Origin of the sequence: Rhodococcus sp. NPDC056960, assembly GCF_042674125.1 — a bacterium.
GTDB lineage: Bacteria > Actinomycetota > Actinomycetes > Mycobacteriales > Mycobacteriaceae > Rhodococcus_F.
Window position 1 is genome coordinate 201,430 of sequence record NZ_JBHURF010000010.1, and the last position, 26,678, is coordinate 228,107.

The following is a 26,678-nucleotide window of genomic DNA, read 5'->3' on the forward strand; positions in this document are numbered from 1 at the left end:
CCCCTCTGCAAACACCGGGCGGCCGCTGCACGGCGAGGGTTGTTCACCGGTCGGTGACCGGCCCGCCGGCAGCGCGCCAGTGGATGAGCCCGCCGCTCATATTGACTGCGTCGAAGCCGTTCTCCACCAACAGGTTCGCTGCACCGGCCGACCGGATGCCGCCAGTGCAGAAGGTGATGAGCAGGCGGTCGTCGGGGAACGCGAGACAGCGTTCGAGCAATATTTCGAGTGGCGCGTGCACGGCTCCCGGGATGTGTACCCGGTTCCACTCGAACTGGCGGCGGACATCCACGACGAGCGCGCCCTCCTCGACGAGGCGGACTGCGTCGGCGGCGGTGACGGCTGGTGGTCGGCGTAGGTAGTGTCGAAAACTCATGCGCTGCGTGCCACCTGTCGCAGGTTGACCATCGTGAGGGGGCCGCTGAGCACCGGCACGAGGGCACCGACGCGGGTCCGCGTCGTCAGTCCGCGACCGAGCAACGCCGTGACGGCAACAGCCAGGTAGAGCGCACCGTGAATCGGACCGAGGACACGGGCGACGGCGCCGTCGTGGACGGTGACGAGGTTGACCAACAGCGCGAACACGCTGACGGTCTCGACAACCGAGAGCGCAGCCAGCGCGCGCAGCATCCCCGTCATGCGTAGCTCGATCCGGGCCGCACGATCATCAACACGACAACGACCACCCACAGCACGTTGAACAGGCCGGTCATCATGCCGAGGCGACGCAGCCGGGCACCGTCGTCGGGTGCGGTGAGCGCTTCCCCTTGCAGCGGGGCGACCTGCAGGGCGAGCAGTCCCCCGGCGACGGCGGTGAGCACCATCGCGACCACGACCCAGACCTCGCTCGTGCGGCCTTGGAGAGAGGCGAGGACGAGGCCGACGACCGGGACCGCGATCGCCAGCAGTCCGTAGACGCGGGTGATGCGATGCAGCACGCGGGCGGTGTCGAGGCTCCGCTCGTCCCGTTGCGGACCGCCCAGCGAGACGGTCACCGGCGCGTACCGCGGAAACAGGCTCGTGGCCACCGCGACGGGACCCACGAAGAGAATGCCCGCCACGACGTGGGCGGAGAGCAACAGCGATTCCATAACCTTCAGCCTAACTGAAGGTAGGTGGTGGAGGTCAGTCGGTGGCCGACATCACCCGCAGCATGTGCGCCCGCAACGCCTCGGTGAGCTCGGGGTGCTGGACGGCGAACTCCGCGTCGAGGCGAGCCACCACCTCAGCCGCCCGGGCCAGCAGCGACTCGCCCTCCGCCGTGATCCGCAGCGTGGAGGCCGACCCCGCGTGCGCCGTCGCGTCGTCGACGAACCCGGCCTCGACAAACGCCGCAACTGCCGAGTGTGCGCTCTGCACAGTGATCCGCGAACGCCGGGCGAGCTCACTGAACGAGATACCCGGCGTTCCGCGAACATGCCCCAGCAACCCGTACTTGCGCGTGGTCAACCCCAACGGCTTCAGCGCCTCGGCGAACGCGGCCTCCCACACCCGGCCCACCGTGAGCAACGTGACGGTGGGACTGAAGGGCGGCGGCTCAGACATGAAAGCAGGCTACCGACACGAGACGACCGCGACTCCAGGACAACTCGACACTGCCGACACACCGCAATCGCGCTACCGTCGGATCCATGTTCAGTACCGAGATCGAGGTGCGCACCGGCGCCGAGCCGGTGGTGCACGACCTGACCCGTGAGATCGAGAAGTTCCTCGCGTCGGCCGGCGCCGGCGACGGCCTGCTGCATGTGTGGGTGCCGCACGCCACGGCGGGAATCGCCGTCATCGAGACCGGCGCGGGTAGCGACGACGACCTTCTGCGGGCGATCGACGACGTGCTTCCCCGCGACAACCGGTGGACGCACCGCCACGGCAGCCAAGGGCACGGCCGCGACCACGTGCTGCCGGCGTTCCTGCCGCCCTATGCGTCTGTGCCCGTCTTGGACGGAACACTCGCGACGGGCACCTGGCAGTCCGTGTGCCTGGTCGACACCAACATCGACAACCCCGTGCGGCACGTCCGGTTCAGCTTCCTCGCCGGCTGAACCACCGGGGGCCGTCTTCGATTCACACTCGCGCAAGTCCCCTTGCCGTGGAATAGATTTCGGGGAGGCTCGCCGACTCATCGGAGGAGGACCGATCCACCCACGTCTCCAACGCCGCCCGGAGCACGGCGATCGACACGTCGACCGCCAGTCGAATCTGCAAGTCAGAGCAGTCGAATCGCGTCGAGACCACGTCGACGAGTGCCACCGTCCGCCGCACACTCTCCCGCGCCAGCACAGCACGCAGCGCCGGTTCCTGCTTGATGAGCCGGTTCACGCGCAACAATCGCCGGCAGGGAACCGACGAGCTCTCCGAGTACGTCACCAGCGCGGCGGCGAAGGAGGTTTCCAACGCGAGCCTCGGAGAGATGTCCGGGTCGAGCTGATCGAGCCCCGATGCCACGACCGCTTCGAACGCCCAGTGATCCCGGAGCGCAGCCTCCTCCTTGGTGGCGAAGTATCGAAAGAACGTTCGCTGCGACACTCCCGCCGTTTGCGCGATCTGCCCCACCGTGGTGGCCTCGACACCGTTGCGTTCGAACAGTGTGAGCGCAGTCTCACTGATCTCCACGTTCGTCTGCTCGCGTCGCCGTTCCCGCAGCCCAGGAGGGCTAACAGGCAGGTCAGGCGGCACGGGGAACACTTCGAGTCTGGTCATCAACGGCCTTCGTTATCGGTAGGTGAGCACCCACCCGACGATCGTTCACATCCGGGCATCCGTTGTCAATATGGCAGCGTGTGCCATAATGGATGCGAAGGGTAGGTAATCAATGAATCTCAATATCGGTGACATCTTCCTGTACCCGCACCACGGGTCGGTGACCGTCACAAAGCTCACAACCCGGATGTTCAAAGATTTGCCCACCGAATACGTACAGTTCGAAGTCGCTCAGACCGGGCTGTCCATCGAGATCCCGGTAGCGAAGGCCGAAGCGCTCGGCGTACGGAACGCGATCAGCAACGACGAAGTCGATCGCGTCTTCGACATCCTGAGCGGACCGACCGTCGACGATCCGTCCAACTGGTCCAGGCGCTACAAGGCCAACCAGGAAAAGCTGACCGTGGGCGGAATCTTCACGGTCAGTGAAGTCATCCGCGATCTGATGACGCGTTCACAGGAGAAGCCGCTGTCGGCCGGCGAGAAGCGGCAGCTCGAGCACGCGATGCAGCTCGTCATCTCCGAACTCGTCCTCGCCATGAAGTCCGACCCGGACGAGACTCGACGCCGCATCGAAGAGATCTACGAATCCAGCACGACCGCAGCGGCCGTCTGACAACACAATCGGCAGCAGCCCGGACTTTCGTCCGGGCTGCTGCCGATTGTCGTCGGCTATCCAGTGGATTCCGACGCTGGAGGCGAGATCAGCTGCTGCCGAACAGGTTTCCGAGCGATCCCGTTCCCGATCCCTGCCCGTAGGTGATGATCACGGTGGGTGCCGCGTCCGCCGCAGCGGCGGCGAAGGTCCCGCCGGGTGCGTACGACGATCCGCCGCCGCCACCGCCCCCGCCGTAGTTGTCGGCGCCACCGCCACCACCGAACCAGCCGCCGCCGCCACCGCCGCCGGCGCCAGCGGCCGCACCACCGACGCCGGCCTCACCGGGCGAACCATGCGGATCGGTGCCGCCGTTGCCTCCGATGCCGCCGCCCGTGTCCGTGGCGCCGCCGCCGCCTCCACCCCCTCCGCCGGCCTGCCCGGCAGATCCCATCAGGTTGCCTCCACCACCGATGTAGGTGTCGCCCGCACCGCCGCCGCCCGAGGCGACGATCTGACGATCCGCGAGCTCACCCGACCCGGTGCGAACGTCGGACGCGCCGCCTCCGCCGCCGCTCACTTCGCCACCCGCTCCGCCGCCGTTGTACCCAGCCGCTCCCGTTCCGTCGCCGCCGTTCCCGCCGACCTGGATATAGAGCGCGTCACCGGCGGCGACCGTCAGCTGTCCGGACGCGACGGCCGCGGGGCCGCCCAGGATCGCGTCATTGGTTCCGGAGCTGTTGCCACCACGTCCGCCCGTCGCGGTCACCGCCAGACTGGTAATACCGTCGGGAACCGTGAACGACTGCGCACTGCCGGTGAACGTGAACGTGCAGGTCACCTGGGTGCCCGCGCCCTGAACGCAGCCCGCAGGCAACGCCGCGGGCGCGGCAACCGCGACACTGGGGGCGAGCAGGCCCGAGGCGCCGATGACGGCGAGGCCGCACATTCCGGTCGTGTACCACCGGCGGCGTGATCGATCGAGGTTTGTGGTCAAAGCAGTCTCCTGTCGCAACGCGAGCATTGTGAAAGCTGGTCCGAGTGGGAGCATTCCACAGCGTCCGGCGTCCAGCCCGGTGTTCCAATTTCCCGCGCGACCATGCCTCAGGAAACACCTGGTCACAGCGTGTGTCGTACCGCTAATCGGGACCCGCGGTATCGCAATCGACAGTAGGAGGTCAGTATGAAGAGAGGTAGAACTAATTTGTTCCTCTAGGCAACGAGGTATGCATATGAACGACGCGGCGCCCATCGGCGACGGTATCTTCCAGATTCCGGTCCCGATCACGGACAATCCCCTCGGTCACACACTCGTGTACGCGATGGAATCCCCCGGCGGACTGATTCTCGTCGACGCCGGCTGGGACGACGACAACGCGTGGAACGGCCTCACCTCGGGACTGGAGGCGATCGGGCATTCGGTGAAGGACGTGGAGGGCGTCGTCCTCACTCACTTCCACCCCGATCACACTGGCCTGTGCGGGCGCGTCCGAGAAGCATCCGGCGCGTGGATCGCGATGCACGAATCCGATCACGAAATGTTCCAGCACATGTCGACCGGTCACGGCCCCGAGTGGCTGGAGTTCCAGAAGGCCAACATGACGCGCGCCGGTGCCGGCCCGGCAGACCTCGAGGCGTTCGCGAAGTCCGCGAGCGGTAAACCGCCCACGGGTCCCGATTCGGCACCCGACCGCGTTCTCGTCGACGACGAGCTCATCGCCCTCACCGGCCGCAACCTGCGCGCCGTCTACACCCCGGGACACACCCCCGGCCACATCTGCTTCTACCTCGAGGACGCCGACGTGATGTTCACCGGCGACCACGTCCTGCAGAAGACGACGCCTCACGTCGGCAACTTCGTCTACCCGCTCGAGGAGCGCGACGGCCTGGCCGAATTCATGGACTCGCTGCGCCGTGTGCAGACCATGAACATCACCCGCGGCCTCGGCGCCCACGGCATCCCCATCGACGACGTCGCGGGCCGCGCCGGCGAACTGATCGAGCACCACGAAGAGCGACTCGACCACCTGTACAAGGCTTTCGGCGACGACCAGATCACCGTGTGGCAGGTCGCCGAGCGCATGAAGTGGTACAAGCCGTGGGCCGACATCTCCCCCATGGGCAAGGGCATGGCGCTGTCCGAGGCGGCAGCCCACCTTCGGCACCTCGTCGCCCGCGACCTCGTCGCCCAGGTCCCCGACAGCGAACCCGCCGTCTTCGCCCGCCGCTGACACGTGAGCGGCAAAGCGTCCTCGGGCACGCTTTGCCGCTCACGTGGGTGGGGTCATCTCCAACCGCACGCCGAGGAGTCGCACCTCGCGCTCGTGGTCGAGCCGGTCGACCAATGCCGCTGCCGCATCGGCGATCACGTCCGGATCGAAGGTCGGCTCGGGCAGTGGCTTGCTCGTCGTGTGGGTGTCGAACGGGGCGTAGCGCACCTTCAATGCCACCCGCACGGCCATCCGGTTCTCCGCGAGGATGTCCTCCCTGACCCGGGCGGCGAGGCGTCGGATCTCCTCGGTGACGGCTTCCCGGCCGGCGAGGTTCTGCTGGAAGGTCGTCTCACGACTGTGCGACCGCGCCACCCACGGTTCGGCGGACACCGGGGAGTGATCGATGCCCCGACCGATCCTCGCGTACCACGGACCCATGGTCGGACCGAGGGTCGCCGCCAACTCCTGATCCGACGCGTCCGCCAACTCCCGCACGGTGCTGATGCCCAGCGCGGCAAGCTTCTTCGCCGTCTTCTTGCCGATCCCCCACAGCGCGTCGGTGGGACGCTCCCCCATGACGTCGAACCAGTTCTCCTCCGTCAGCCGGTAGACGCCCTGCGGTTTGCCGAAGTCCGTCGCGATCTTGGCGCGTAACTTGTTGTCGCCGATACCGACTGAGCAGTGCAGCCCGGTCGCGTCGAGGACGGCGTCGTGGACGCCTCGCGCGAAGGTCTCCGGGTCGTCGGTCTCGACACCGAGAAACGCCTCGTCCCAGCCCATCACCTCGACCACGACACCCAGCTTCCGCAACGTGTCCATCACGACGCCCGACACCTCGGTGTAGGCCTCGGCGTCGACGGGCAGGAACACGGCGTCGGGGATCTTCCGGGCCGCGATCCGCATCGGCATGCCGGAACCGACACCGAATTCACGCGCCTCGTACGACGCGGTCGACACCACCGCACGCTCGGTGGGATCCCCGCGACCGCCCACGACAACGGGACGTCCCCGCAGCTCAGGGTGCCGCAGCACCTCGACCGCGGCGATGAACTGGTCGAGATCGACATGCAGCACCCACCGGCGACGCGGCGGTGTGCTCATGAAGCCAGTGTGCCGGAATCGACGGGCAGACCACCGGCAAATCCGTCAGTTCGGCCGCACCGTTCGGATCCGCGTCTACTCCGCCTCGCGGTCCCACATTTCGTCGGCGTAGTCGCCCAGATCGCCGCGCACCAGCCGGCGGGCCTTCCCGAGTTTGCGACGCGTCGGGATGGTCTCGCGGGCAGCGACGCCGATGCCACGCCGCTTGCGCGGGGAACAGAGAGCGCAGCCGCGGTCCGTCCGTGACGGGTGATGGGTAGGCATTGTGCCTCCGATGGTGACTCCGCGAAAGGCGAAGACTTCAGGATACATCCGTGGAGTCCGACGGCGGCAGCAACTCGTCGGGAAAGCGGTACGAACATCCGAGTTCGCTGGTGGACCGGGTGCCCCAGTTGTCCCGGAACCAGGCCACGCACGTGTTCGCGATGAGGTTGACGTCCCGGCTGAAGAGGTAGCCGTCCGTGCAGTCTTCGAAGTGACCGTCGAACTGCCACCTGTCGAGTGGCAGGTTCCCGGAGGAGTAATCGGCGAGCAGCAAATGCCCGAGCTCGACACGTGATCGACGAAGCATCAGCACACCGTCGGCCAGCACCTGAATCTGCGCGCAGACGACTTCCTGGTCGTCGTCGTCACTGATGTAGCTGTTCGGGCCGATCTCGACGACGAGCGCGACCGGCTGATCGACCAGCGACCCCGTCAACCACTCGACCATTCCCGCCCACGAAACCTCGGGCAACTCGGTGGAATCGACCATCGCCATCACCTTCCCATGCTCGCGATAACGCCGGGGAGCGTCGGGCTCCCCATGAGTCGTATCAAAGCAGAAGGTTCCGACAGATGTGCGCCGAAAGCGTTCTGCACCGCACTGTGTCGATCACACGAATGACGCGATCGGGAGCAGCATCCGGTCACCATCCCAGTCGAATACGCCTTCCCCGCAACATGTTCGACTAACGGCACCGACTTCCGCGTTGCGGAACTACATCGACAGCACCATCTGCGCGAAGAGGCGGCCCCATTGGGGGTCCATGGGCTGGTCGCGTTGGCGGTAACCCTCGACCATGGCGCCGATCAGTTCGAGGAAGGTGATCGTGGGGCGCGCGATCCAGAAGAGTTCTTCCCGGCCGACGACGGTGCCGTCGCTCGTCCGCCAGCCGAGGGCGGCGAGTCCCTCGGCGATCGCGTCTCGGCGTTCGTCCGAGGAGGTGCCGGCGGCGAGGGTGAAAAGCACGAGGTATCCGGCCTCCCGCTCGACCTGGTCGGTGCCGAGCGGCAGACGCTCGAGCAGGTGACGCCACATCTTGACGACGTCGCCGGCCATCGAACTTCCGAGATTGGTCCGAACCAGCTTTCCCTTGTACTTGCGCACCAGTCCGAGGGTCTTGGCGTATTCGCGGAGCAGGTGGACCGGCCGTTGATCCGTCTCACGGTTACTGGTGGCGGGCCATTCGTCGAAGCCCGGCAGCGTCTGCCGCATCTCCGCCACGACGACGGGGGGCAGATAGCCTGCCTGGGTCAGGGTGATGCCGTCGGGTCCGATCCGCTGCAGGAACCACCGCAGATGCCGCGTCGCCATGTCCTGGGCCGCCTCGATGCCGACCCGCCGGTCGGTGAGCCCGGCATGCTCCAGGAGCGAAAAGACATGCGGGGCAGCCTGATGCGGGATCCGGCGCAGCAAGTCCGCCAACTTCGAATCGGTCACCGGGCCGTGGTCACGGATCACGGCCTCCAACCGGAGGTTACGGTTCACGACGTCGACACCGAACGATTCAGGCGCGAAACCCGGCCCCACCCACGCCCCGGCGTCGTGATGACCGGGATGCGACGGGGTGGCCAGGACCTTCAGCAGATCCGTGTACCCGCCCGGTCCGCCGCAGTCCTCGGGTGGGCAGGCGCGGGCGCCGGCAACGCACGCGATCGTCGGCGCAGACCCGTCGGCGTCGATCCGCTCGAGGACGATCGTGTGGTCCCAGCCGTCCCCGAAGTCGTACAGATAGGACAGCAGTTCGCCGGGTTCGGCCAGAACCTGGTCGAGCCGCACCGCGTCCTCGCACAGCTCGTCGTCCTCGTCGGCGAATCCCTCGTCGATGCTCTCGCGCATCTCGTAACGCTCCGAGGCGGGCGGCTCGCCGCCGACCCACGAATGCAGGTGACTGTCCTGCCAGCCCATGACCGTCTGCACTATCGGATGCAGCTCGTGTAGAAACAGGTTCGACGGCACCACGAACTGACGCCAGATCGGCGGCGTCACCTCGTCGAGTTCGATACGCAGGTGATAGCTCGCGACGTCGCGGCGACCCCGCCTCGCCGACGGCCGGACGATCATCGGCACGTCGGGGACGACGGACAGATGTCGGCGTTTACCCGAAGCGGTCATGGCGTCATGTTAGGCGGGAGGCAGCGGTGTCCGGCACAAGTGGTGACGATAGCGTGAACGCATGCCCGTGTCCCCGGTTCTCGCAGGTCGGTACCAGTTGCGAGCAGTGCTGGGCCGGGGCGGGATGGCCGACGTCCACGACGGCTGGGACCTGCGCCTCGAACGGCCGGTCGCGGTCAAGGTGCTGCGCCCGGAACTCGCGTCGGTCCCCGACACCCGGCGGCGGTTCGAGGCCGAGGCCCGGCTGGCCGCCACGCTGAACCACCCGAATGTGGTCGCCGTCCACGACTGCGGCGAGGACGCCGGCGTGGCGTACATCGTGATGGAACGCCTTCCCGGCCGCACCCTGGCCGACGAGATCGCCGGCGGTCCGCTCCCCGACGGGCGGGTGCGGTCGATCCTCGCGGACGTGCTCGCCGCGGTTGGCGCCGCCCACCACGCCGGCATCCTGCACCGCGACATCAAACCGGGCAACGTGCTGTTCACCGCCACCGGCGCGGTGAAGGTCACCGACTTCGGGATCGCGAAGAGCGCCGATTCCGACCACACCGCGACCGGGCAGGTCCTGGGTACAGTCGCGTACCTCAGTCCGGATCGCATCACCGGCAAACCCGCCACCCCCTCCGACGACCTCTACGCGGTCGGGGTCGTCGGCTACGAGGCCGTCACCGGGCAGCGGCCGTTCGCCGGCGACAACATCCTCTCGCTCGCCCGGGCGATCACCGACGGCGCGGCCCGGCCCCTCCACGAGATGCGTCCGGACGCCGACCCGGGCCTCGCGCACACCATCGAACGGGCGATGGCCCGCGATCCGCGGCATCGGTACGCCGACGCCCCGTCGATGCGGGCCGCCGTCCTCGGAACGCCCGTCCCCCCGACGAGAGCATTCACGCCCACCACGGCCGTCCACGAGCTACCGCCCGAGCCTGCGCGACCCCGCCGGCGGACCGGTCTGATCATCGCCGCCATTGCCGCGCTGCTGGTCGCGGTCGTCGTCGGCGCGCTGGCCATCGCGGCGCAGAATCGGGACGGCACCGTCGGCCCCGGCGCGGGCACCACCGCCGTCAGTCCGCCGCCGGCCCCCGTGACCGCCCCGAGCAGCGCCGTCGAGATCACCCCCGTCGCACCCGTCCCGCCGCCGAACGCACCTTCGGCGAACGCCCCGAAACCGGGTCCGGGAAACAGCAACGGCAACAACGGGAATGGGAACGGGAACGGGAACAACAAGACCAAGGACAAGGAGAAGAACGGCAACTGACCCGGTCGGTGGTTCACGCAGGGGTGCCGACGCCGCGGTGCGCGTCGACGGCGGCCCGCACGGCCGGCGCGACGTCGGTCGCGAATTTCCTGACCTGCGCGGGGTCGTCGCCGTCGGTGCCGAAGACGAACGTGTCCATGCCCGTCTCCACCGCGAGGTCCGTCAACTGGCTCACCCACTGCTCGGTGGTTCCCTCGAACAGCGTGTCCGACGGAGTGTCGCCTACCCGCCCGAAGATGTTGTAGGCGCGGACGATCGAACTCGGATCGCGGCCGGCGTCCGCGGCGCCCGCATCGATCTTCGCGTGCATGCCGGGCAGGACCTCCGGCGGGAAGTACGAGCTCGACGGGACCCATCCGTCGGCGGAACGCCCCAGCGCGCGCAGCAACCGCGGCCCGCCGACACCGAGCCAGATCCCCATCGGATGCGCCGGGACCGGCCCGGGATGCACCCCGTCGAGGCGGTAAAACTTGCCCTCCGATCGGACGGCACGCTCCCCGGACCACATGAGGCGGATCACCTCGACCGCCTCCTCCACCGCCGTCGCCGCCTGCCCGGGCGTGCGGACGTCGCCGCCCATCGCGCCGATCGCCTCCCAGAAGGCGCCCGCACCCAACGCCAGTTCGAACCGGCCGCCCGACATGACGTCGAGACTGGCCGCGGCCTTCGCCATCACCGCGGGCGGGCGCAGCGGCAGGCACGCGACGTCGGGAAACACGCGCACCCGCTCGGTTCGGGCCAGCAGGGTGCCCATCAGCGAGAAGGAGTCGAGGAACTTCGCCTGGTACGGGTGATCCTGAACGGCGACGAAATCGAGCCCGGTCTCATCGGCGAGCGCGGCGAGTTCGAACGTGTTGCTCAGCAACTCCACCGTCGGGGTGACGAACACGCCGAACTGGAGGGCTCTGCCGTAGTCGGTCATCTCGGTCGCGTCCCCTCTCGGTTCCCGGACTCCTTTCGATCATCCACCACCTCGCCCGCCGGGAACACCCGGTTCGCCGGGCGGCATAGTGGGTTCATGACATCCGAAGACACGACCGCAGGCTCCGCTCCCGACGTGCGGGACGCACCCGACCACCACCGCTTCGAAATCCACGTCGACGGAGAGCGCGCCGGGCTCACCGAGTACCTCGACCGCGGCGACCAGCGCATCTTCTTCCACACCGAGATCGGCGACCAGTTCGCGGGACGCGGCCTCGCCACCGCCCTGATCCACGGCGCGCTCGACGAGACCGTCCGCGGCGGCAAGCGGATCGTGCCGATCTGCCCGTTCGTCGCCGGCTACCTCAAGAAGCACGACGACTTCGCCGACAGCGTCGACCCGGTCACCCCCGACGCCGTCCAGGCGGTGAAGGATTCGCGCGGCTGATCACGGCCGGCCGTCGGCGCCGCGGGCCTCCTCGAGCTGTCCGATGAGGGTCGCGGCGTCGTAGGGGCCGCTGTGCCGGACAAGGTCGGTGCCCGTCGCGCCGAGGTAGAACGTCGGGGTCCCGCGGAAGTCGCTCGACTCGGCGTCGAGTTCGTCGTCGTCGACGCGGTGGAGGTATTCGCCCTTGCGGATGTCTTCCTCGAACCGGTCAGTGTCGAGCCCCAGCTCCGCCGCGTACCCGAAGATCTCGTCCTCGGCGAGGGCGTCGCTGTTGGCGAACAGGTGGTCGTGCATTTCCCAGAACCGTCCCTGCGCGGCCGCCGCCTCGCTGGCCTGGGCGGCGAACCGGGCGTGCGGGTGCACGTCGTCGAGAGGCAGATGCCGGAACACGTAGCGCAGTTCGTCACCGAAATGCGCTCGCACGTCCCGAATGCTGCCGGTGGCCTTGCTGCAGAACGGGCATTCGAAGTCGCCGTACTCGACGAGGGTGAGAGGCGCATCGGCCGGGCCGCGGACGTGATCGCGGGTAAGGGCGACGGGCCGCAGGAGGGTGAGGCCGGGTGCCTTCGTCGGCGGGTACCGCCAGTCCGACAGCCGGAACAACGCCCAGCCGAGCACCGTCGCGATGACGGCCGCCGTCAGCACGCCGACCCGGGCCTCGTTGGCCAGCTCGGGAGAGTCGATGGCGAGGTCGACGATGAACAGGGAGATGGTGAAGCCGATGCCGGCCAGCGCGCTGCCGCCGGTGATCTGCGAGAGCGTCAGCCCGGGTGGCAGGCTGCCCGGCCGCAGCTTCGAGAGGATGGCGGTGGCCGCGGTGATGCCGACGAGCTTGCCGACCACCAGGCCGAGCACGATGCCCCACGCCAGCGACGACCGGGCCGCGTCCGCGAGGGTCTGCCCGGTGATGACCACTCCCGCGTTGGCGAGCGCGAAGATCGGGACGACGAGGAACGCGGTGTACGGCTGGTAGAAGCGCAGGAGACGCTCGTTGACGGACACCGCCCGCAGCACCCCGAGCTGCGCCGCGCGGGCGTAGTCGGAGTTGGGTGACTGCCGGAACGCGCGCGTGAGTTCCCCTGCCCGCTCCACCTCGCTGCGTCTCGGCGGATACACCGGCAGGATCAGCGCGATCAGCACACCGACGAGGGTGGGGTGGACGCCGGATTCGTAGAACGCCACCCAGGTGGCCGCCGCGACCACGAAATAGGCGACGCCACGCCACACCTCGAGCTTGCGCAACTGCATGATCAGCAGCAGTCCCACGCACCCGAGGAGCAGGGGCCCGAGCCGCAGGTTATCGGTGTAGAAGAAGGCGATGATCGCGAGGGCGCCGATGTCGTCGGCGACTGCGAGGGTCAGGATGAACAGGCGCAACCGGGCGGGGCATCGGGGACCGACCAGCGCGAGCGCCCCCAGCACGAACGCGGTGTCGGTGGAGACGACGACGCCCCACGCGCTCGCCTCCTCCCCGGTGGGGTTGAGGACGAGGAACAGGGCGGCGGGCAGCGCCAGGCCCGCGATGGCGGCGAGGAGCGGGACGGCGGCGCGGGCACGGTCGGTGAGTTCGCCGATCGTCAGCTCGCGTTTCACCTCCAACCCGACGACGAAGAAGAACAGCGTCATCAACCCGTCGTTGACCCAGTGCTTCAGGTCGAGGCTGACGACATAGTCGCCGATCTGGATCGTCACCGGCGTGTGCCAGAACGACTCGTACGACTGCCCGACGTTGGCCCACACCAACGCGACGATCGTCGCGACGAGGAGAAAGCCGGCCGACAGCTTGTCGTCGTCCGTGTCGTCGCGAATCTCGGCCAACCTCATCGACAGTCGCCGAAGTGGGGTGGGGCTGCTCTGGTCGACCGTCATCTGTCCCCTCACTTCCAGTTCCGCCGCTGGTCAGCCTAACGCCGCTGCCCATCAGCCGCTCCGCAGTCCGTTCGGGCCGCCCGACTACCCGAACACTGCGCGTTACCATCTCGCCATGGGATCGAAGCGCAGGAGCAATCCGGGCCAGAAGCGTGCGGCGAAGCAGAAGGCACGCCAACGACGGAACCGCTCCACCGTGTCACCACTGTTTCCCACTCCCGCCGTCGACGAGGCGCTCATCGACAGCTTCGTTCAGTGGCTCCGCGGAGGCGAACTCGACGAGGATGCGGAAGACTACGGGCACCTCGTCGAGTCGACACTCACGAACCTCTCGCACACCCGCCCCGGTTTCCGCGCCACCGGCTGGCTCCCGGTGGACGCGCATGCCCTGCTCGAGGTCGCCGACGAACTCGTCGCGCAAGATACCGACGACATGGACGACGTCGCCATGACGATCATCGCGTCCACGCTGACGTTCCTGAACTTTCTCGACGAGAATCGATTGTGGACCGGCACCGAAGAGGACTTCACGCACTGCATCGAGGACCTCCTCGAATTCGTCGAGCCGGAGCCACCCGTCCTCCTTCCGGAGGACATCGCGCTTCCCACCGTGGACGAGGAAGACGAACTTCGCGCACTGCTCGCCCTTCCCGCGATCACGGCCCTCGCCGCACTCGTCGACTGGGTCGGCACGAGTATGCCCGTCACCGCCACGAAGGTGCCCAAACCGGCCTCCCTTCCCGGTCTCGCTGACGCGCTGGGAATCGATCTCGCCGTCGACTCGGACGGATATCCGCGGGTCAGGAAAATCCGCTCGATGCGCGACGTGCCCGAGATGATGACGTATTGGGAAACCGCCGAAGAGGTCGGTCTCATCACCGTCAACTCCACGCGCGCGGTCCGCGGTCCGAACGCGGAGCTGCTCGCCGACCACACGACGCCGGCCCTGCCGTTGATTCGCGCAGCCGTCACCGAATTCGTTCGCCGCCAATTCGTCTCGCAACCTGACCACCTCGACCTCATGCAACTGACCGACGTCGTCGTGATGCAAGTGATCCTTGCCGGAATGACATCGGAGCCGTCCCCCACCCCGCCGGAAGACGCGCCGCTCGACGACGAATCGCTCATGGATGACTTCGTCTACGACCGATTGGACGCGCTGGTGGAACAGAAGTGGCTGACCAAGGACGACGCCTACCGCGTTCCGGCTGCGCTGCAGCCTGCCGTCCTGCGTGCCGTCCAGCTCGCGAGTTCGGAATCCGAGTACGCACTGCCAGACGTGGTGGATGCGCAGATAACCCTGCGGATCTCGTTGGAAGGCACACACATTCCCGTCTGGCGCCGCATTCGACTCGATGCCACGCTACCGCTCGCCGCTCTCCACGACATCATCCAGTCCGCGTTCGGGTGGGAAGATGCTCATCTCCACGAGTTCTCCGTCGGACCGGCGTACTCGGGTGGCGGAGTCTTCATCCCCGCCGACGACATCGCGCACCGCGACGTGGAAGGCCCGGTCGTTCCGGAGGAGGAGATCCCCATCGGGATGCTGCTCGGCTCCGTCGGCGACCATCTCACCTACCTGTACGACTTCGGTGACGACTGGATCCACCACATCGTCGTCGAATCCGTCGATGACCCCCATCCCGACTTCGCCGGCGCGCTCTGCCTCGACGGGGGCAACATGGCGCCGTACGAGGATTCCGGCGGGCCGTGGGGTTGGGCAGCCAAGATCGACGCCAGCGCCGATCCAGGACACGAGGAGCACGCGGAGATCCGGGAATGGCTCGGTCTTCGCCCCGGTCAGCAACTCGATCCGACCTCGTTCGATCGAGACCGGGTCAATTCAGCGTTCGCGTCGTTGTTCGGGTAGCGCGAGGTCAGGCGTAGTTCTCCTGTACGAACGTGGTGAAGCCCTTGCGGATCAGCCGGACGGCCTGCTTCTGCCCCTGCCGCAGCACGGACTTCGGCACCCACACCTTCGGCTCCACCGACATCGTCAGGGACACCAGCGTCCCGCGGGCGGTGGGGGTCAGTCGGTACTCCCCCTCCTGGCACTTCTGCTTCTCGCTCTCGAGAAGCGTCCACGACATGTGCTCGTCCCCTATCCACTTGTGCTCGGCGAGCTGAACGTCGGAGACACCGAGGACGGCGAGCGTCATCCGCACGGTGCGGGGACGTCCGTCGTCGAACCGCGACTCCACCACGACCTCCTTGTGCACCGCCGACCACTCGGGAATGCGTTCGACCTCCACCAGAGCGGCCATCACCTGCTCCGGAGGTGCCTCGATCTCGAACTCGCCTGACACCGACAACGCCATCTACTGCTCTTTCTCTCGACGGATGTGCCCCACGTGAGTGGCATTGCGTCCTCCAGCACGCATTGCCACTCACCTGTCCTACAGTTCGGCCGCGTAGCGCTCCAGCATGGCAGCGAGTTCGTCGGGTCGCGCGAGGGCCGCGAGATGTCCCGCATCGATGACCTCCGGCACGATACCCAGCCGCTCCCGGACGATCCGCTGCATGAAGTCGAGCGGAAACAGCCGGTCGCGACTGCCGGCGACGACGCGCGTCTTGACGTGCGGCCACGCGTCCGCCTGCCACACCGTCTCGAACGGGGTATCCGACACCACCGGCGGCTCCTGACTGAACGCCTGCTCGGTTACGGCCGCGGGAACGTCGTGGAAGAACAGCGACCGCAGGTCGTCGGGGGCGTCGGGGTCGCGACCCTCTTGCACATCGAGCGCGCGTTTCGCCTCCGGCTGTCCGGTGGTCGCCCACCACTGCCCGGGCGCCTCCCCCGGCGCCGGCAGCATGGGCGCCACCAGAACCAGGAGGTCGACATCGACCTCGCCGCGCTGACACACGATCGCTGCGGTGAACGCGGACATGGACTGCGCGACCAGCACGATCGCCCCCTCGACGTCCTCGGCGGCGTCGACGACGACGTCGGCGAACTCGTACTGCCCCGCCGCGTCGTCACCGTACGGCAGGTCGACGGCGATCACCGAGTGCCCACGCTCCTCGAGGAGCGGTGTGACGCGATGCCAGTACCACGAGTCCGAGCCGGCGCCGGGCAGCAGAACGAAGGTTGCGGGCATCTCGTCTCATCTCCTGTTCCGGGACACGAACGGTCGGGTCGAGCCTAAGCGCTACGTGAGTGGGAATGCGCGTCCGAACACGCTTTCCCACTCACGTGCGGGGTGAAACGGTGGAGCGTCCGATGCCGATACACCCCATAGGTCGGACAGGTCCGGCCGCGACGGGACCGACTACCCCACCACAGAACCGAGCCGACATGTTCACCAACCACCTCTTCGGCGGAATGACCGAACAGGAAATCGACATCGAAATCGCCGACGAGCTGGCGGCCTGACGCAACCCCGTGAGTGGCGATGCGTACCCCGGCACTCCGCGCCGCTCACCTGCGAATTACGTTCACGCTCAGCTGGTTCGCGCACTCGCGCATGCCCGACGGAAACTCGGCGTAGCGTCACGTGGACACTGTCGACGGAGGAGTGCTCATGTCGGGCGAACTGTCGTTCTTCGAACTGGGTGTGGCCAACACCGAACAGGGCCGGAAATTCTACTCAGCGTTGTTCGGCTGGGAATTCGAATCCGGACCCGGCGGGTCCGGCTACGCGATCAACACACCGAACGTCCCGGGCGGCATCCACGGCGGCGACGAAGGAGCCAGCCCCTACGTATTCTTCCGGGTGCCCGACCTCGCGGCCGCCGTCGAGCAGGTGCTGGCACTGGGCGGCACCGTCGACGCCGTCGATCTGGGCGACGACCCGGAGTCGGTGGCGAAATTCGGGAAGTTCAAACTGTGCCACGACGACCAGGGATCCGCTTTCGGCCTGCACGAACCGCCCGACGGACGATGATCAGCGCGCCCTCGAGGTCGCGCTGATCATCGGACTGGCGCTTTACGGGGTGCGAGTATGACGAACGGTCGGTTTCGGTTCACGACCGAACTGCACGTCGGCCCACTACGTCGTGCGAACGATCACCGGCGAATCAGGGATTGACGGTTCGGCCCTGATCGTTGGCCGGCTGCGAGGAGATACCGTCGTCGGGGCCGTCGCACCAGTTGTCGAACTGGTTGTACGGATCGGTGCCCCACTGCGGCACGTTGTTCTCGTAGGGTTCCGCCCAGTCGTCGCACCCGACCGGGCCGTTCTGCGGGAACCCCGGTGGCAGCGGTTGGACGACATCCGGTCTGCGTACCGGTACCGCCGAGTCGAGAGTGCCACCCCAGGCGACACCGGACGCTCCCAATCCGATCGAAGCCGCGAATACTGCCACCGCGGCCACTCTCCTGCCCATTCTCATAATTGCCTCCGTTGGTTGCCTGGCCTCACGGGGCGGTACCCATAAACGCGGAAAACAATCCTCGACGAGGGTGTTCGTTGCAGAAATTCGACGATCAGTCGGTTTCGGGTCGGCAGCGCATGTACATCTCGGTCACCGACGTCAGGACCTGCTTGCCCGACCCGTTGAGAATCTCCGCCGCAACCGTCACCAAGGCCCGTCCGCGATCGTCCGGAACCACATCCTCGACCACCAAATTTCCGGTGAGCACATCACCCGGCCGCACCGGCCGCAGGAAGTTCACATCGCGCATCCGCTTCCCGGCGATGACGCTCCACCCCTCGTACAGCGTCGACGCGGACAGTCGCTGACACACCGCGATGGTGTGCACACCACTCGCGATGAGCCCACCGAAATAGCCGTCATCTGCAAAATCCCGATCGATGTGGAACGACTGAGGATCCCACTGCCCCGCGAACTCGACCACCTCCTGCTCCGTCACCGTGTACGAGCCCAACGCGAACTTCCCGCCGACCACCAGGTCGTCCGCGTAAACGACGTCACACTTGCTGTCCACTATCAACCGTCCGATCATTCGCTACAGTCCCCGACACGGAGACTGCAGTCGAGGATATGACCGAACGCGGGCGGCGGTGACAGCGCCCTTCCTCAGGCGGCAGGCGATGGCTGTCAGTTCTCGTCATAACGCGGCCAGCCCGGATACGGAGCCAGCGTCGGGTACGGGGTGTCGTGCGGGAGGTTCGCCTTGGGCGGTCGCACATCCCTGGCATCAGGCATGCGTGAGTCGCACTCCGTGTAAGCGTTCTGATCACGCGCGCCTTTCGCATGTTCAGCCAATGTCCAACCACCGAACACATTGACGGTGGGCGCACGTTCCGAGCCGGAGGATTCTGCCGAAGTCGCGGACTGGTCATTCGGTGCGATCAACTCCACCGTCTCCGCGTTCACGTACTTCGACCCCACGTTGTAGAACTTCCCGTCTTCGCCCACTTCCATCACCGAGTAGTCGCCCGTGCACACCGTGGCGAACCAGCCATGCTCGGTCGGCGTCATCCACATCAGATGTTGAAACTGGGTACCGACATATCTCCGGTCGGTCGGGTCTATGGGGTTATCGAAGTCGGCCCTCTTCTTTTGTGGAACCGCCTCCGCAAAACCCGGGTACGTGGCCGAAAGCGCGCTGCTGTTGACCGCAAGATAGTAGGACTCCATATAGGCCCGTACAACTGTCGCCGGCCGGCTGGACAGATCGATGCCCGGGTCGGCTGACCACCGATAGTTGTAACCCACGCTGTCCGGCACCGAGTAAGTCACAGCCGGCACAGCCGCTGGGGACTCCGCATCACTCGATTTACACCCCGCTACCAGCAAGAACGCCGCGGCGACAATCGCACCCAGATGTCGATTCACTGGCCGCCAGTCGCATTCTGAGCAAACTCGCGCCCTGCGTTCATCTGGTCGATGAACTCGCCCAATCCTGTGTACCCGGAGTCGATTATGTAGCTCGAAAGGTTTGCCCCAAGTATCGGGAGCGTGGATGCGGGGCGGTCTCCCGCGATCTTGTCATACGGCAACAGAGGACCGTTTTCCCCATCTCGAAATTCCTCCAGTCCCTCGTAGGGACCGAGCACTCCACCATTCGCCGCCTGTAGACCTAACGCGATTTGGTAGTACTGCTTGGCAAGGTGCGCCTCGTCAGCGAATTGAGTATTCGATTGCGCAGTGTTGTCGGGCACAGCCCCCATCACCGCGCTCTTGAATGCCGGGTCCGCAAGGTCAATCCCACTCGAAATAATTGGACCTGCACCCGGAATGAACTCGACCCCCTTACTTATGACCGTTCTAATGGTGTCGTACGCGACGCCTTTGTCCTCGAATCCCGATGAATTCATTGAGGATTCGTCCCCCGATCGGTCAGCGAACTCTAGGTCGAAACCTCTATCCACCACCCCCTGGATACTGCCTGCCCACCATCCGTACTGGTTGTGCGAGACCTCGGGAGTTCGACCTTCGAGTGTCCACGCCTGCTCCAGCTGAGCCGACATTCCGAATGCTTGCGCGTTGAAGTAGCTTGCTGCATCGGCGTTGGAGTCGATCACCGAGAAGAGGCGGGGCGCGTTCTCCAGCCCGAATTCTCCGCCGGTGGGACTGGCGAAACCCGAAGTGCCCGCGAAGTCTCCGGGCACCCCCACCATATTGCCGATGTAGGGTGCGAGTGATGTGCCCAAGGCCTGGGTGATGTGAGGGTTCACCTCGCCGATGGACTGCCCCTTCATCTCCGGGATATCCAGCAAGTCGGCGTCTTTGGCTGCCAGGATCTGGGCGAGCCCGAATGCCGATTCGCCGGCCTGTCTCGACCGGAACAATTCTCCGGGATCGGAGGGATCGGTGGGTCGGGCGTCGTCGGCGATCCAGTCGAACATTCCCGCGACGTTCTGTTCGCCGCCGTCGACCCAATCACGTTGGAGCAGAGGCATGATGACGTCGTCGCGGTTGTAGTCGGCCGGTATTCCCTCGCCGGACAGGATGTTGTGGACGGCGACATGGTCGCGGCCGCCGACGCCGATCATGTCCTGCAGGAGTGCGTCGACGCCGTCGCGGCGCAGAACGTTGTGGTCGAAGGAGTCGCCGATCAGCAGACTCTTGTCGTTGGTGGCCGACGCGATTTCGCCGGCACGGGAGAGGAGGTTCTCGCTCAGCTCACTGCCCTGCTGGACTGCGGGGTCGGCGAGACCGAACGCCTTGGTGAAGCGTGCCAGGTCGTGGCCGTTGTTGACGACCAACGACTGCTGCGGGGCGTCGTGCGCACCCTTCGTGAGGTTGCCGGTCGACGTCACCGGCCCCTCGAACAGTCCGCGCAGGCTCTCCGGGATGTGGCCCTGGCCGCCGACGTCCCCGGCGGCACTGCCGATGTTGTAGTTCGACACGACGGCGAGACCGTTGGACAGCGCGCTGGCGGCCTCGGTGCGTCCGTTCTCGCCGTATTGCTCCGACAGCTCCAGGAAACCGTCCTTGCCGGCCGCGGTGTAGAACTGCTGGAGGAAGTCGATCGTTCCCTGCGGAACATCCGTGACCTTGCCGCCGTCTGCCAGCGTCTTCACCTGTTCGGGGGTGAGCCCCGCGGCCAGGATCTCCCGTGCAACACGATCGCGGACTTCCTGCGCAATGTCGGATCCGCCGCGCGCGACCTGCTCGCCCAGCGTGGTGCCCTCGTGCCCCGACAGGCCGTTCGACGCGGGTGCACTGGCCGCCACGGCGCCGAGTGCGTCCCGGATCGCCGTCGCCATGTCCCGATCGGCATTGTCGAGTTCCGTCAGCGCCCCATCGAGTTGGCTGCGCCAGTACTCCATCAGGTCGGCGCGCTCGGCGGCCTCGGCCTCACTCGTCGCCGTCGGCGGCTGACTGACGAGTTGCCAGTCGTCGGACACGGCGAATCCATCGGTGGCCGCCTTGTCGATCACGGTCGCGACGTAATCCCGCGCATGGCCGAGACGATCGGCGCCACCCACGAGCGCGTGCGACAGGTCGTCCAGATCGTCCGCGAGTCTTCGGATTTCGGTGCGCTCGGTGTTCGCTCGCTGCTCGGCGGCCGCCTGCGCGGGGCCGCGCCAGTCGTCGTGCCCACCCAGATCGGCGACAACCCGATAGACGTCCTCCGCCCGGCTGCGCGTGTCTTCGGCGGTCCGGCCGATCTCTTCACCTGCCGAGGTCAGGTCCTGCGGGTTCCAGACGTGCAGCTGCGACCTCCGCGGAATCACATCTCCCCCATCGCCGACAGCTGCGCAGCGAACGACGTGTCGGTGACGTCGTAATTCTCGGCGCCGTCTCCCGCGATGAACGCCATCTCGTCGATGCGGCTCGCGGCGACCCCGAGGGCGGACGCGAGGATGTCTCCGGCGTCCTGGCAGGCGGCGGCGGTGTCGGATCCCTCGACAGCCCGGCCGGCGTGGTCGAAGCTCCGCCGGCCGCCCAGCTCCTCGACCTCACGGGCGACGGCGCCGAGCGCACCGGCCATCGCGCGCAGCATATCGGGGTCGACCTTGACGACCGCGATCTCCGGGCCCCCGAGCACCGGCGGCAATCCGGGGACGCTCGCCAGCGGTGGCTGCGTCGCATCGGTTCCGTCCACGGATCCGATGACACTTTCCGGCCACGTCATATCGCCCACCGACATCGGCTTTCCCCCTGATATCTGCCTCACGGTCCACCCCCGGACCGGGTCACCGACACGCTCGGCGACCGTGCAGAGAATAGCGGACGCCGTCGCACGGACGTGTGACCACGACACGGTTAACCGGATACTCGGATTGAGAATCGGGTGAACCGGGTAACGACACGAGATGGCCATCACCGATATCAAGGAGTACAGCCACCTCACCGAGGCGGATGTGGAGGCGCTGGGTGCAGAACTCGATGCGATCCGCGCAGACGTCGAGGAGTCCCGCGGCGCCCGCGATGCGCGGTACATCGACCGGACGATCAAGCTGCAGCGGTCGCTGGCGATTGCGGGCAGGGTCGTCCTGTTCGGCAGCCGGAAGAGACCGGCGTGGATCCTGGGCACCGCTCTGATGGCCGCGGCGAAGATCATCGAGAACATGGAACTCGGCCACAATGTCATTCACGGCCAATGGGATTGGATGAACGACCCGGAAATTCATTCGTCGAACTGGGAATGGGACAACACGTGCCCGTCCTCCGGGTGGAAACATTCGCACAACTACGTGCACCACAAGTTCACCAACATCGTCGGCCTCGACAGCGACGTCGGGTACGGGATCCTGCGCATGACCCGGGACCAGAAATGGTCACCGGTGTATCTGGCGCAACCGTTCTACAACGTGCTGCTGGCGTTGCTGTTCGAGTGGGGTGTCGCGCTGCACCACCTGGACGTGGCGAGCATCCGGCGCGGCGACTACGACCGCGCCGAGACGCTCCGCAACGCCAAGGAGGTGGGACGAAAGATCGCGCGACAGGTCGGCAAGGACTACGTGGTATTCCCGGCGCTCACCGGGCCCGCCTGGAAATCCACCCTGACGGCCAACGTCACTGCCAACGTGATCCGGAATCTGTGGGCCTACGGTGTCATCTTCTGCGGACACTTCCCGGACGGCGCCGAGAAGTTCACCAAGGAAGAATTCGACCGGGAGACCAAGGCCGAATGGTATCTCGTCAGATGCTGGGCTCCGCCAACTTCCACGCCGGGCCGGTGCTGGCGTTCATGAGCGGCAACCTCTGCTACCAGATCGAGCACCACGCCTTCCCGGACCTGCCGAGCAACCGTTACGCCGAGATCGGTGTGAGGATAAGGGAACTGTGCGACAAGTACGACCTGCCGTACACGACGGGTTCACTCCCCCACCAGTACGGACTGACCCTCCGGACCATCCTCAAGTTGGCCCTGCCCAACCGCTTCTTGTCGGCGTCCGCGGACGACGCACCGGAGACGGCGTCCGAACTCCGATTCCGTATCCGGGGTGGGATGAAGGAAGTGTTCGGGGTCGACCCGGCCACCGGCAAGCGGCGCGGGCTGCGCACCGCGCTGGCGATGATCCGTCACTGACTACGGCGTCCACGCGAACCGGAAGCGCTGCGCGACCTCGTCGACCGGCTCGTCCCGGTACCGGGAGTGCTCGTACTCCTTGACCGCCAGGAGCGCCTCCACGATCGCGGGACCGAACAGGTCCTGCGCGAGCGACGACGACCGCAGCGCTCCGAGCACGTCGGACGGCAGCGTGGGGAGCACGTCGACGGCGTCCGCTCCGGTCAGTTCGGCCGGATTGACCGACACCTCGTCCGGGAGGGGATGTGCACCGAGGATTCCGTCGTGGGCGGCGCCGAGGATGGCGGCGGTGCCGAGATACGGGTTCGCGGACGGGTCGACGGCCTTGATCTCGAGGTTCGCGCCGTGCGGGTTGCCGGCGGTGTCGGCGCAGAGGCGGACGGCGGCCTCCCGGTTCTCCAGACCCCAGCACCGGTACGCGCCGGACCACATCCCCGGACGCAGCCGCAGGTGCGAGAGCGCTGACCCGGCGAGGACGGCGGTGACGTCGGGCAGCGCCCGCAGTATCCCCGCGACGGCCGCGCCACCCGCCTCGGTCAATCCGTGCGGACCCGGACCTCCCGACAGCAGCGGCCGGCCGCCTTCGGCGAACGACACGTGCTGATGCGCGCCGTTACCCGAACCGCCCGCAACGGGCATGGGCGAGAACGACGCCCGCAGTCCCAGGGTTCGCGCGACGCGGCTGATCAGTGCGCGGGCCAGCACCGCGTCGTCGGCCGCCCGGACGGCATCGGCGGGGGCGAGGGACACCTCGAACTGGTTGAGTCCTGCCTCGGCGTGGACCTGTTCGATCGGGAGTTCGGCCGTCGCGGCGGCCGCGAGCAGTCGTCCGAGGAATTCTTCCTGCGCGAGTACGGCATTGAGCCCGTACGCCGCCCACTCCTCGACGGCCACTCCGCCGAAAAGCGTGAACTCGATCTCGGAACCCACCCGTGCGGTGAGGCCCGACGACGCCAACCGCTCCGTCACCCGCCGCAACGCGCCCCGGGTGCAGGCGAGCGACGGCGTCCCGTCCTGCTCGGTAAGGCACGCCGGCGCCCAGTACGTGCCGTTGCCCAGATCGCGCACGTCGTCGCTGACGATGCGGAGCCGAAGATCGCCCACGACGGAGAACGCCGGCGTGAACGCGAGGTGGTCGTCGATGCAGAACACGCTCCAACTCGGTGAGGCGCCCGCACCGGATTCGACGAACGATGTCGATCTCGCGATCGGCAGCACCTTCGCGCGGGAGACCCCGGCCATGTCGACGATGGAGCCGACGATGCGGTCCCCTCGGCCATGGTCGTCCCTCTCGCTGCGCATCACGCCCGGGCCCCTGCCGTGATCCGTGCGAGGAAGTCGAGCACGCTGCGCACCGCTTCCCGTTGGGCCCGGCCCTGCCCGGCCCCACCACCCCCGAACGCGATGCCCCCGGTCCACTGCGCGTCGGCGGGAAACACACCGAGGCGGATGAGGTGGCCGGAACCGTCGAACGTCCGGTGCTCGTCGTGGGCGGCGGATCGACGGTCGAGCAGAGCTGTGGCCATCTCGCCCGACGGCCACAGCTGATCGTCCGCGCCGGTCAGGCACAGCAGCGGCGGCGTCGCCTCCTCGGACCGCAGCGCCGCGTCGGCGGGTGCGGCGGCGAGACCGGCACGGTAGGCGGCTCCGAGCCGCAGCAGGCTCGGGCGGTGGGCGGCGATGTCGCGGTGCGCCCGCCACGCGTTGCCGATCAACTGCGGCATCAGCTCGCCTCCCGGCAGCGGTGCCCACGGCACGGGCAGTCCGTTCCGTGTCCACGACGGGGTGTCGGCGATCTCCCCGTCGGGCCCGATCGCCTGCCACGACACCGAACTCGGGCTGACCAGGATCAGTCCGGCGACGGGAACGTCGCAGGCGCAGGCCGCGGCCAGCAGACCTTCCGCGCCGCGCGAGATCGCCATCGCGGTGAGCCGGTTCGCATCCACCGACCCCTGAGCACCCAACGCCGCCACCGCATCCGCGAACCGCTCGAGCGGAATGTTCACCAGCGTCGCCTCGGTGTTCGACTCGTCCACCCATGAATAGGCCAGTGCGGCATACCCGTTGGCGGCCAGCATGCCGATGGTGAAGCGTTGCGAGTCGATGCCGCCCTCCGAGCCGCCGAAGCAGGCGACGGCCGGCCAGCCGCCGAGGGGCGCGGCGCCGGCGGGCAACGCCAGCAGCGCGGATCGTCCGCCCACGTCCAGCGGCCGAACGAACACCCCGGCGTCGCTCACGTGACGTGTCACCGTCCGGCGTGCGATGCCGTCCGGCGACGTCGCCTCGACGGTGACGAGCCACCCGTCGGGCGGGGGCACGAACAGGTCGGGCACCCGGCCCTGCGACACGAAACGCATGGCCCACAGCGGTGCGTCGCCGTCCGCGACGTCCCAGTCCCCGCGGTCCGGGCTCTGCGCCGCGACGTCGACCACCCCGTCGGCCGGGGCGGTGAACGTGGCCTCCGACCGCCACCACGCACCGAACAGGTCGGTCCCGGTGGTGCGGACCGTCACCGGCGCGCCGGGAGTGGCGCCGCGCACGACGAGCGAGAACGCCTGGTCGTGGCGCGAATTCGCCGGGACGTCGAGGACGAGGGCACCGGACGACACGTCCGCGGCCGGCGTCGGCTGCGGCGTCACCTCGGGGTCCGTCGACTGTGCATCGAGCAGTTGCGAGCGCGACTCGAACCAGCCGGGGAACACCGCGGACACAAGACCCGCGGCGCCCATGAGCGTGAACGGCAGCACCCAGTAACAGACGACGGACAGGGTGTCGCCGGCGTCGCGCAGGGTGGCGTCGCCGTCGACGATCGGCGGAATCAGCGAGAACACCGTCATCAGCCCGAACGCCGCCACCCACATCCAGGTCATCGCCGTGGTGACGTACCGGAATCCGCCGCTCGCCGCGGTCTGCGCGTCGACACCGGCCTCCGCGTATTCACGCACGAAGGGCCGGCCGATCAGGGCGCCCACCGCCGCGATCGCGAACAGCCCGACGTTACCGAGCGGCTGCAGCCACCGTTCGAGGACGGCGTCGTCCAGGGTGAGCGCCGCGATCAGCAGCACCGCGAAGACGGCCACCGTCCCCACCTCGAGGGTGCGCCACGGCTCGTGCCGCACCCGCTGCAGCACCTGACCGGCCAGCGCGATACCGAACGCGATCGCCACGGCAGCGACGAATCCGGTGTTGCCCACCAGGATCCAGTAGACGATCCACGGCGCAAATCCGATGACGAATCCCATTGCCCTGCCCCATTGCTCGACTCACCATATTGTCGGTCCCCGGGCGGGCGCGGGGTGCCGAA

The 26,678-nt window shown here is 67.3% G+C and carries 29 protein-coding genes and 1 pseudogene; 9 read left to right on the forward strand and 21 right to left on the reverse strand.

All coding sequences use genetic code 11. The annotated features are described in order from the left end of the window. Positions 1-43: 43 nt before the first annotated feature. The 4 genes from ACFTWF_RS17995 to ACFTWF_RS18010 are packed head-to-tail and all read right to left on the reverse strand — an operon-like array spanning position 44 to position 1,545. Positions 44-376, reverse strand: a complete 333-nt coding sequence (locus ACFTWF_RS17995; protein ID WP_378462546.1) for a rhodanese-like domain-containing protein — start codon at positions 374-376, stop codon at positions 44-46. After that, positions 373-639, reverse strand: coding sequence for a hypothetical protein (locus ACFTWF_RS18000; protein ID WP_378462547.1), 267 nt, complete (start codon positions 637-639; stop codon positions 373-375). Before ACFTWF_RS18000 ends, ACFTWF_RS17995 begins: the two co-directional genes overlap by 4 nt. After that, positions 636-1,091, reverse strand: coding sequence for a hypothetical protein (locus tag ACFTWF_RS18005; protein ID WP_378462548.1), 456 nt, complete (start codon positions 1,089-1,091; stop codon positions 636-638). The genes ACFTWF_RS18000 and ACFTWF_RS18005 overlap by 4 nt, the downstream gene beginning before the upstream one ends. Before the next feature lie 34 nt (positions 1,092-1,125). Next, entirely contained in the window at positions 1,126-1,545 is a 420-nt protein-coding gene (locus ACFTWF_RS18010) for a MarR family winged helix-turn-helix transcriptional regulator (RefSeq protein ID WP_378462549.1), read from the reverse strand. 86 nt (positions 1,546-1,631) lie between these two features. Between ACFTWF_RS18010 and ACFTWF_RS18015 the strand changes: the two genes are divergently transcribed. Beyond that, entirely contained in the window at positions 1,632-2,042 is a 411-nt protein-coding gene (locus ACFTWF_RS18015; protein WP_378462550.1) for a secondary thiamine-phosphate synthase enzyme YjbQ, read from the forward strand. Between the two features lie 22 nt (positions 2,043-2,064). Here the strand turns inward: ACFTWF_RS18015 and ACFTWF_RS18020 are convergent, their stop codons facing one another. After that, positions 2,065-2,700: a TetR family transcriptional regulator gene (locus tag ACFTWF_RS18020; RefSeq protein WP_378462551.1), complete on the reverse strand. Its 636-nt coding sequence runs from the start codon at positions 2,698-2,700 to the stop codon at positions 2,065-2,067. Positions 2,701-2,812: 112 nt separating this feature from the next. Here ACFTWF_RS18020 and ACFTWF_RS18025 point away from each other — a divergent pair, with 112 nt between their 5' ends. Beyond that, complete coding sequence (locus ACFTWF_RS18025) at positions 2,813-3,316, forward strand: CarD family transcriptional regulator (RefSeq protein WP_378462552.1); 504 nt, start codon at positions 2,813-2,815, stop codon at positions 3,314-3,316. Positions 3,317-3,404: 88 nt separating this feature from the next. On the opposite strand, the gene ACFTWF_RS18030 is transcribed toward ACFTWF_RS18025, so the two are convergent. Next, a complete protein-coding gene (locus ACFTWF_RS18030) occupies positions 3,405-4,292 on the reverse strand; it encodes a glycine-rich protein (protein WP_378462553.1) in 888 nt (295 codons plus the stop codon). Between the two features lie 235 nt (positions 4,293-4,527). Between ACFTWF_RS18030 and ACFTWF_RS18035 the strand changes: the two genes are divergently transcribed. Continuing rightward, the gene (locus tag ACFTWF_RS18035) at positions 4,528-5,526 is read left to right on the forward strand and encodes an MBL fold metallo-hydrolase (protein ID WP_378462554.1); all 999 of its coding nucleotides are present in this window, start codon (positions 4,528-4,530) and stop codon (positions 5,524-5,526) included. A 39-nt stretch (positions 5,527-5,565) separates the two neighbouring features. Here ACFTWF_RS18035 and ACFTWF_RS18040 read toward each other — a convergent pair whose 3' ends face one another. From ACFTWF_RS18040 to ACFTWF_RS18055, 4 genes are all read right to left on the reverse strand, one after another. After that, positions 5,566-6,609: a DNA polymerase IV gene (locus ACFTWF_RS18040; protein WP_378462555.1), complete on the reverse strand. Its 1,044-nt coding sequence runs from the start codon at positions 6,607-6,609 to the stop codon at positions 5,566-5,568. A 75-nt stretch (positions 6,610-6,684) separates the two neighbouring features. Beyond that, positions 6,685-6,873, reverse strand: a complete 189-nt coding sequence (locus tag ACFTWF_RS18045) for a hypothetical protein (RefSeq protein ID WP_378462556.1) — start codon at positions 6,871-6,873, stop codon at positions 6,685-6,687. Between the two features lie 37 nt (positions 6,874-6,910). Continuing rightward, complete coding sequence (locus ACFTWF_RS18050; protein WP_378462557.1) at positions 6,911-7,363, reverse strand: hypothetical protein; 453 nt, start codon at positions 7,361-7,363, stop codon at positions 6,911-6,913. A gap of 225 nt (positions 7,364-7,588) precedes the next feature. Further along, on the reverse strand, positions 7,589-8,986 hold the full coding sequence (locus ACFTWF_RS18055) for a plasmid pRiA4b ORF-3 family protein (RefSeq protein ID WP_378462558.1): 1,398 nt from the start codon (positions 8,984-8,986) through the stop codon (positions 7,589-7,591). A 61-nt stretch (positions 8,987-9,047) separates the two neighbouring features. Between ACFTWF_RS18055 and ACFTWF_RS18060 the strand changes: the two genes are divergently transcribed. Continuing rightward, positions 9,048-10,244, forward strand: a complete 1,197-nt coding sequence (locus ACFTWF_RS18060; protein WP_378462559.1) for a serine/threonine-protein kinase — start codon at positions 9,048-9,050, stop codon at positions 10,242-10,244. 13 nt (positions 10,245-10,257) lie between these two features. Here ACFTWF_RS18060 and ACFTWF_RS18065 read toward each other — a convergent pair whose 3' ends face one another. Then, entirely contained in the window at positions 10,258-11,166 is a 909-nt protein-coding gene (locus tag ACFTWF_RS18065) for an LLM class flavin-dependent oxidoreductase (RefSeq protein ID WP_378462560.1), read from the reverse strand. Between the two features lie 96 nt (positions 11,167-11,262). On the opposite strand from ACFTWF_RS18065, the gene ACFTWF_RS18070 reads away from it, so the two are divergent. Next, a complete protein-coding gene (locus tag ACFTWF_RS18070) occupies positions 11,263-11,613 on the forward strand; it encodes a GNAT family N-acetyltransferase (protein WP_378462561.1) in 351 nt (116 codons plus the stop codon). Here the strand turns inward: ACFTWF_RS18070 and nhaA are convergent, their stop codons facing one another. After that, entirely contained in the window at positions 11,614-13,482 is a 1,869-nt protein-coding gene (gene nhaA, locus ACFTWF_RS18075; protein WP_378462562.1) for a Na+/H+ antiporter NhaA, read from the reverse strand. 196 nt (positions 13,483-13,678) lie between these two features. Here nhaA and ACFTWF_RS18080 point away from each other — a divergent pair, with 196 nt between their 5' ends. Beyond that, positions 13,679-15,352 carry a plasmid pRiA4b ORF-3 family protein gene (locus tag ACFTWF_RS18080; protein ID WP_378462563.1) on the forward strand — a complete coding sequence of 558 codons (1,674 nt, stop codon included), beginning with the start codon at positions 13,679-13,681 and terminating at the stop codon, positions 15,350-15,352. Positions 15,353-15,359: 7 nt separating this feature from the next. Here ACFTWF_RS18080 and ACFTWF_RS18085 read toward each other — a convergent pair whose 3' ends face one another. Both ACFTWF_RS18085 and ACFTWF_RS18090 read right to left on the reverse strand, forming a co-directional pair. Beyond that, positions 15,360-15,800, reverse strand: a complete 441-nt coding sequence (locus ACFTWF_RS18085; protein ID WP_378462564.1) for an SRPBCC family protein — start codon at positions 15,798-15,800, stop codon at positions 15,360-15,362. Positions 15,801-15,878: 78 nt separating this feature from the next. Then, positions 15,879-16,580 carry an alpha/beta fold hydrolase gene (locus tag ACFTWF_RS18090; protein WP_378462565.1) on the reverse strand — a complete coding sequence of 234 codons (702 nt, stop codon included), beginning with the start codon at positions 16,578-16,580 and terminating at the stop codon, positions 15,879-15,881. A gap of 122 nt (positions 16,581-16,702) precedes the next feature. Here ACFTWF_RS18090 and ACFTWF_RS18095 point away from each other — a divergent pair, with 122 nt between their 5' ends. Both ACFTWF_RS18095 and ACFTWF_RS18100 read left to right on the forward strand, forming a co-directional pair. Beyond that, on the forward strand, positions 16,703-16,855 hold the full coding sequence (locus ACFTWF_RS18095) for a hypothetical protein (protein ID WP_378462566.1): 153 nt from the start codon (positions 16,703-16,705) through the stop codon (positions 16,853-16,855). 148 nt (positions 16,856-17,003) lie between these two features. Beyond that, on the forward strand, positions 17,004-17,366 hold the full coding sequence (locus tag ACFTWF_RS18100; protein WP_378462567.1) for a VOC family protein: 363 nt from the start codon (positions 17,004-17,006) through the stop codon (positions 17,364-17,366). 133 nt (positions 17,367-17,499) lie between these two features. On the opposite strand, the gene ACFTWF_RS18105 is transcribed toward ACFTWF_RS18100, so the two are convergent. From ACFTWF_RS18105 to ACFTWF_RS18125, 5 genes are all read right to left on the reverse strand, one after another. Further along, positions 17,500-17,814 carry a hypothetical protein gene (locus ACFTWF_RS18105; RefSeq protein ID WP_378462568.1) on the reverse strand — a complete coding sequence of 105 codons (315 nt, stop codon included), beginning with the start codon at positions 17,812-17,814 and terminating at the stop codon, positions 17,500-17,502. A gap of 94 nt (positions 17,815-17,908) precedes the next feature. Next, positions 17,909-18,388, reverse strand: coding sequence for a MaoC/PaaZ C-terminal domain-containing protein (locus tag ACFTWF_RS18110; RefSeq protein WP_378462569.1), 480 nt, complete (start codon positions 18,386-18,388; stop codon positions 17,909-17,911). Between the two features lie 95 nt (positions 18,389-18,483). Beyond that, positions 18,484-19,128 carry a hypothetical protein gene (locus tag ACFTWF_RS18115; RefSeq protein ID WP_378462570.1) on the reverse strand — a complete coding sequence of 215 codons (645 nt, stop codon included), beginning with the start codon at positions 19,126-19,128 and terminating at the stop codon, positions 18,484-18,486. 92 nt (positions 19,129-19,220) lie between these two features. After that, the gene (locus tag ACFTWF_RS18120; protein WP_378462571.1) at positions 19,221-21,572 is read right to left on the reverse strand and encodes a WXG100 family type VII secretion target; all 2,352 of its coding nucleotides are present in this window, start codon (positions 21,570-21,572) and stop codon (positions 19,221-19,223) included. After that, complete coding sequence (locus tag ACFTWF_RS18125; protein WP_378462640.1) at positions 21,569-21,973, reverse strand: hypothetical protein; 405 nt, start codon at positions 21,971-21,973, stop codon at positions 21,569-21,571. Before ACFTWF_RS18125 ends, ACFTWF_RS18120 begins: the two co-directional genes overlap by 4 nt. A gap of 181 nt (positions 21,974-22,154) precedes the next feature. Between ACFTWF_RS18125 and ACFTWF_RS18130 the strand changes: the two are divergent. Continuing rightward, a pseudogene (locus tag ACFTWF_RS18130) lies at positions 22,155-23,374 on the forward strand (fatty acid desaturase family protein). Here the strand turns inward: ACFTWF_RS18130 and ACFTWF_RS18135 are convergent. Then, on the reverse strand, positions 23,375-24,676 hold the full coding sequence (locus ACFTWF_RS18135) for a glutamine synthetase (RefSeq protein WP_378462572.1): 1,302 nt from the start codon (positions 24,674-24,676) through the stop codon (positions 23,375-23,377). Continuing rightward, positions 24,676-26,616, reverse strand: coding sequence for an acyl-CoA thioesterase/BAAT N-terminal domain-containing protein (locus ACFTWF_RS18140; protein WP_378462573.1), 1,941 nt, complete (start codon positions 26,614-26,616; stop codon positions 24,676-24,678). The genes ACFTWF_RS18135 and ACFTWF_RS18140 overlap by 1 nt, the downstream gene beginning before the upstream one ends. Positions 26,617-26,678 lie beyond the last annotated feature (62 nt).

Excerpts from the sequence above, each read along its gene's own strand:
- ACFTWF_RS17995 (WP_378462546.1), bottom strand. The coding sequence starts at position 376 with ATGAGTTTTCGACACTACCTACGCCGACCACCAGCCGTCACCGCCGCC.
- ACFTWF_RS18000 (WP_378462547.1), bottom strand. The coding sequence starts at position 639 with ATGACGGGGATGCTGCGCGCGCTGGCTGCGCTCTCGGTTGTCGAGACC.
- ACFTWF_RS18005 (WP_378462548.1), bottom strand. The coding sequence starts at position 1,091 with ATGGAATCGCTGTTGCTCTCCGCCCACGTCGTGGCGGGCATTCTCTTC.
- ACFTWF_RS18010 (WP_378462549.1), bottom strand. The coding sequence starts at position 1,545 with ATGTCTGAGCCGCCGCCCTTCAGTCCCACCGTCACGTTGCTCACGGTG.
- ACFTWF_RS18015 (WP_378462550.1), top strand. The coding sequence starts at position 1,632 with ATGTTCAGTACCGAGATCGAGGTGCGCACCGGCGCCGAGCCGGTGGTG.
- ACFTWF_RS18020 (WP_378462551.1), bottom strand. The coding sequence starts at position 2,700 with ATGACCAGACTCGAAGTGTTCCCCGTGCCGCCTGACCTGCCTGTTAGC.
- ACFTWF_RS18025 (WP_378462552.1), top strand. The coding sequence starts at position 2,813 with ATGAATCTCAATATCGGTGACATCTTCCTGTACCCGCACCACGGGTCG.
- ACFTWF_RS18035 (WP_378462554.1), top strand. The coding sequence starts at position 4,528 with ATGAACGACGCGGCGCCCATCGGCGACGGTATCTTCCAGATTCCGGTC.
- ACFTWF_RS18040 (WP_378462555.1), bottom strand. The coding sequence starts at position 6,609 with ATGAGCACACCGCCGCGTCGCCGGTGGGTGCTGCATGTCGATCTCGAC.
- ACFTWF_RS18045 (WP_378462556.1), bottom strand. The coding sequence starts at position 6,873 with ATGCCTACCCATCACCCGTCACGGACGGACCGCGGCTGCGCTCTCTGT.
- ACFTWF_RS18050 (WP_378462557.1), bottom strand. The coding sequence starts at position 7,363 with ATGGTCGATTCCACCGAGTTGCCCGAGGTTTCGTGGGCGGGAATGGTC.
- ACFTWF_RS18055 (WP_378462558.1), bottom strand. The coding sequence starts at position 8,986 with ATGACCGCTTCGGGTAAACGCCGACATCTGTCCGTCGTCCCCGACGTG.
- ACFTWF_RS18060 (WP_378462559.1), top strand. The coding sequence starts at position 9,048 with ATGCCCGTGTCCCCGGTTCTCGCAGGTCGGTACCAGTTGCGAGCAGTG.
- ACFTWF_RS18065 (WP_378462560.1), bottom strand. The coding sequence starts at position 11,166 with ATGACCGACTACGGCAGAGCCCTCCAGTTCGGCGTGTTCGTCACCCCG.
- ACFTWF_RS18070 (WP_378462561.1), top strand. The coding sequence starts at position 11,263 with ATGACATCCGAAGACACGACCGCAGGCTCCGCTCCCGACGTGCGGGAC.
- nhaA (WP_378462562.1), bottom strand. The coding sequence starts at position 13,482 with ATGACGGTCGACCAGAGCAGCCCCACCCCACTTCGGCGACTGTCGATG.
- ACFTWF_RS18085 (WP_378462564.1), bottom strand. The coding sequence starts at position 15,800 with ATGGCGTTGTCGGTGTCAGGCGAGTTCGAGATCGAGGCACCTCCGGAG.
- ACFTWF_RS18090 (WP_378462565.1), bottom strand. The coding sequence starts at position 16,580 with ATGCCCGCAACCTTCGTTCTGCTGCCCGGCGCCGGCTCGGACTCGTGG.
- ACFTWF_RS18095 (WP_378462566.1), top strand. The coding sequence starts at position 16,703 with ATGCCGATACACCCCATAGGTCGGACAGGTCCGGCCGCGACGGGACCG.
- ACFTWF_RS18100 (WP_378462567.1), top strand. The coding sequence starts at position 17,004 with ATGTCGGGCGAACTGTCGTTCTTCGAACTGGGTGTGGCCAACACCGAA.
- ACFTWF_RS18105 (WP_378462568.1), bottom strand. The coding sequence starts at position 17,814 with ATGAGAATGGGCAGGAGAGTGGCCGCGGTGGCAGTATTCGCGGCTTCG.
- ACFTWF_RS18110 (WP_378462569.1), bottom strand. The coding sequence starts at position 18,388 with ATGATCGGACGGTTGATAGTGGACAGCAAGTGTGACGTCGTTTACGCG.
- ACFTWF_RS18125 (WP_378462640.1), bottom strand. The coding sequence starts at position 21,973 with ATGACGTGGCCGGAAAGTGTCATCGGATCCGTGGACGGAACCGATGCG.
- ACFTWF_RS18135 (WP_378462572.1), bottom strand. The coding sequence starts at position 24,676 with ATGCGCAGCGAGAGGGACGACCATGGCCGAGGGGACCGCATCGTCGGC.
- ACFTWF_RS18140 (WP_378462573.1), bottom strand. The coding sequence starts at position 26,616 with ATGGGATTCGTCATCGGATTTGCGCCGTGGATCGTCTACTGGATCCTG.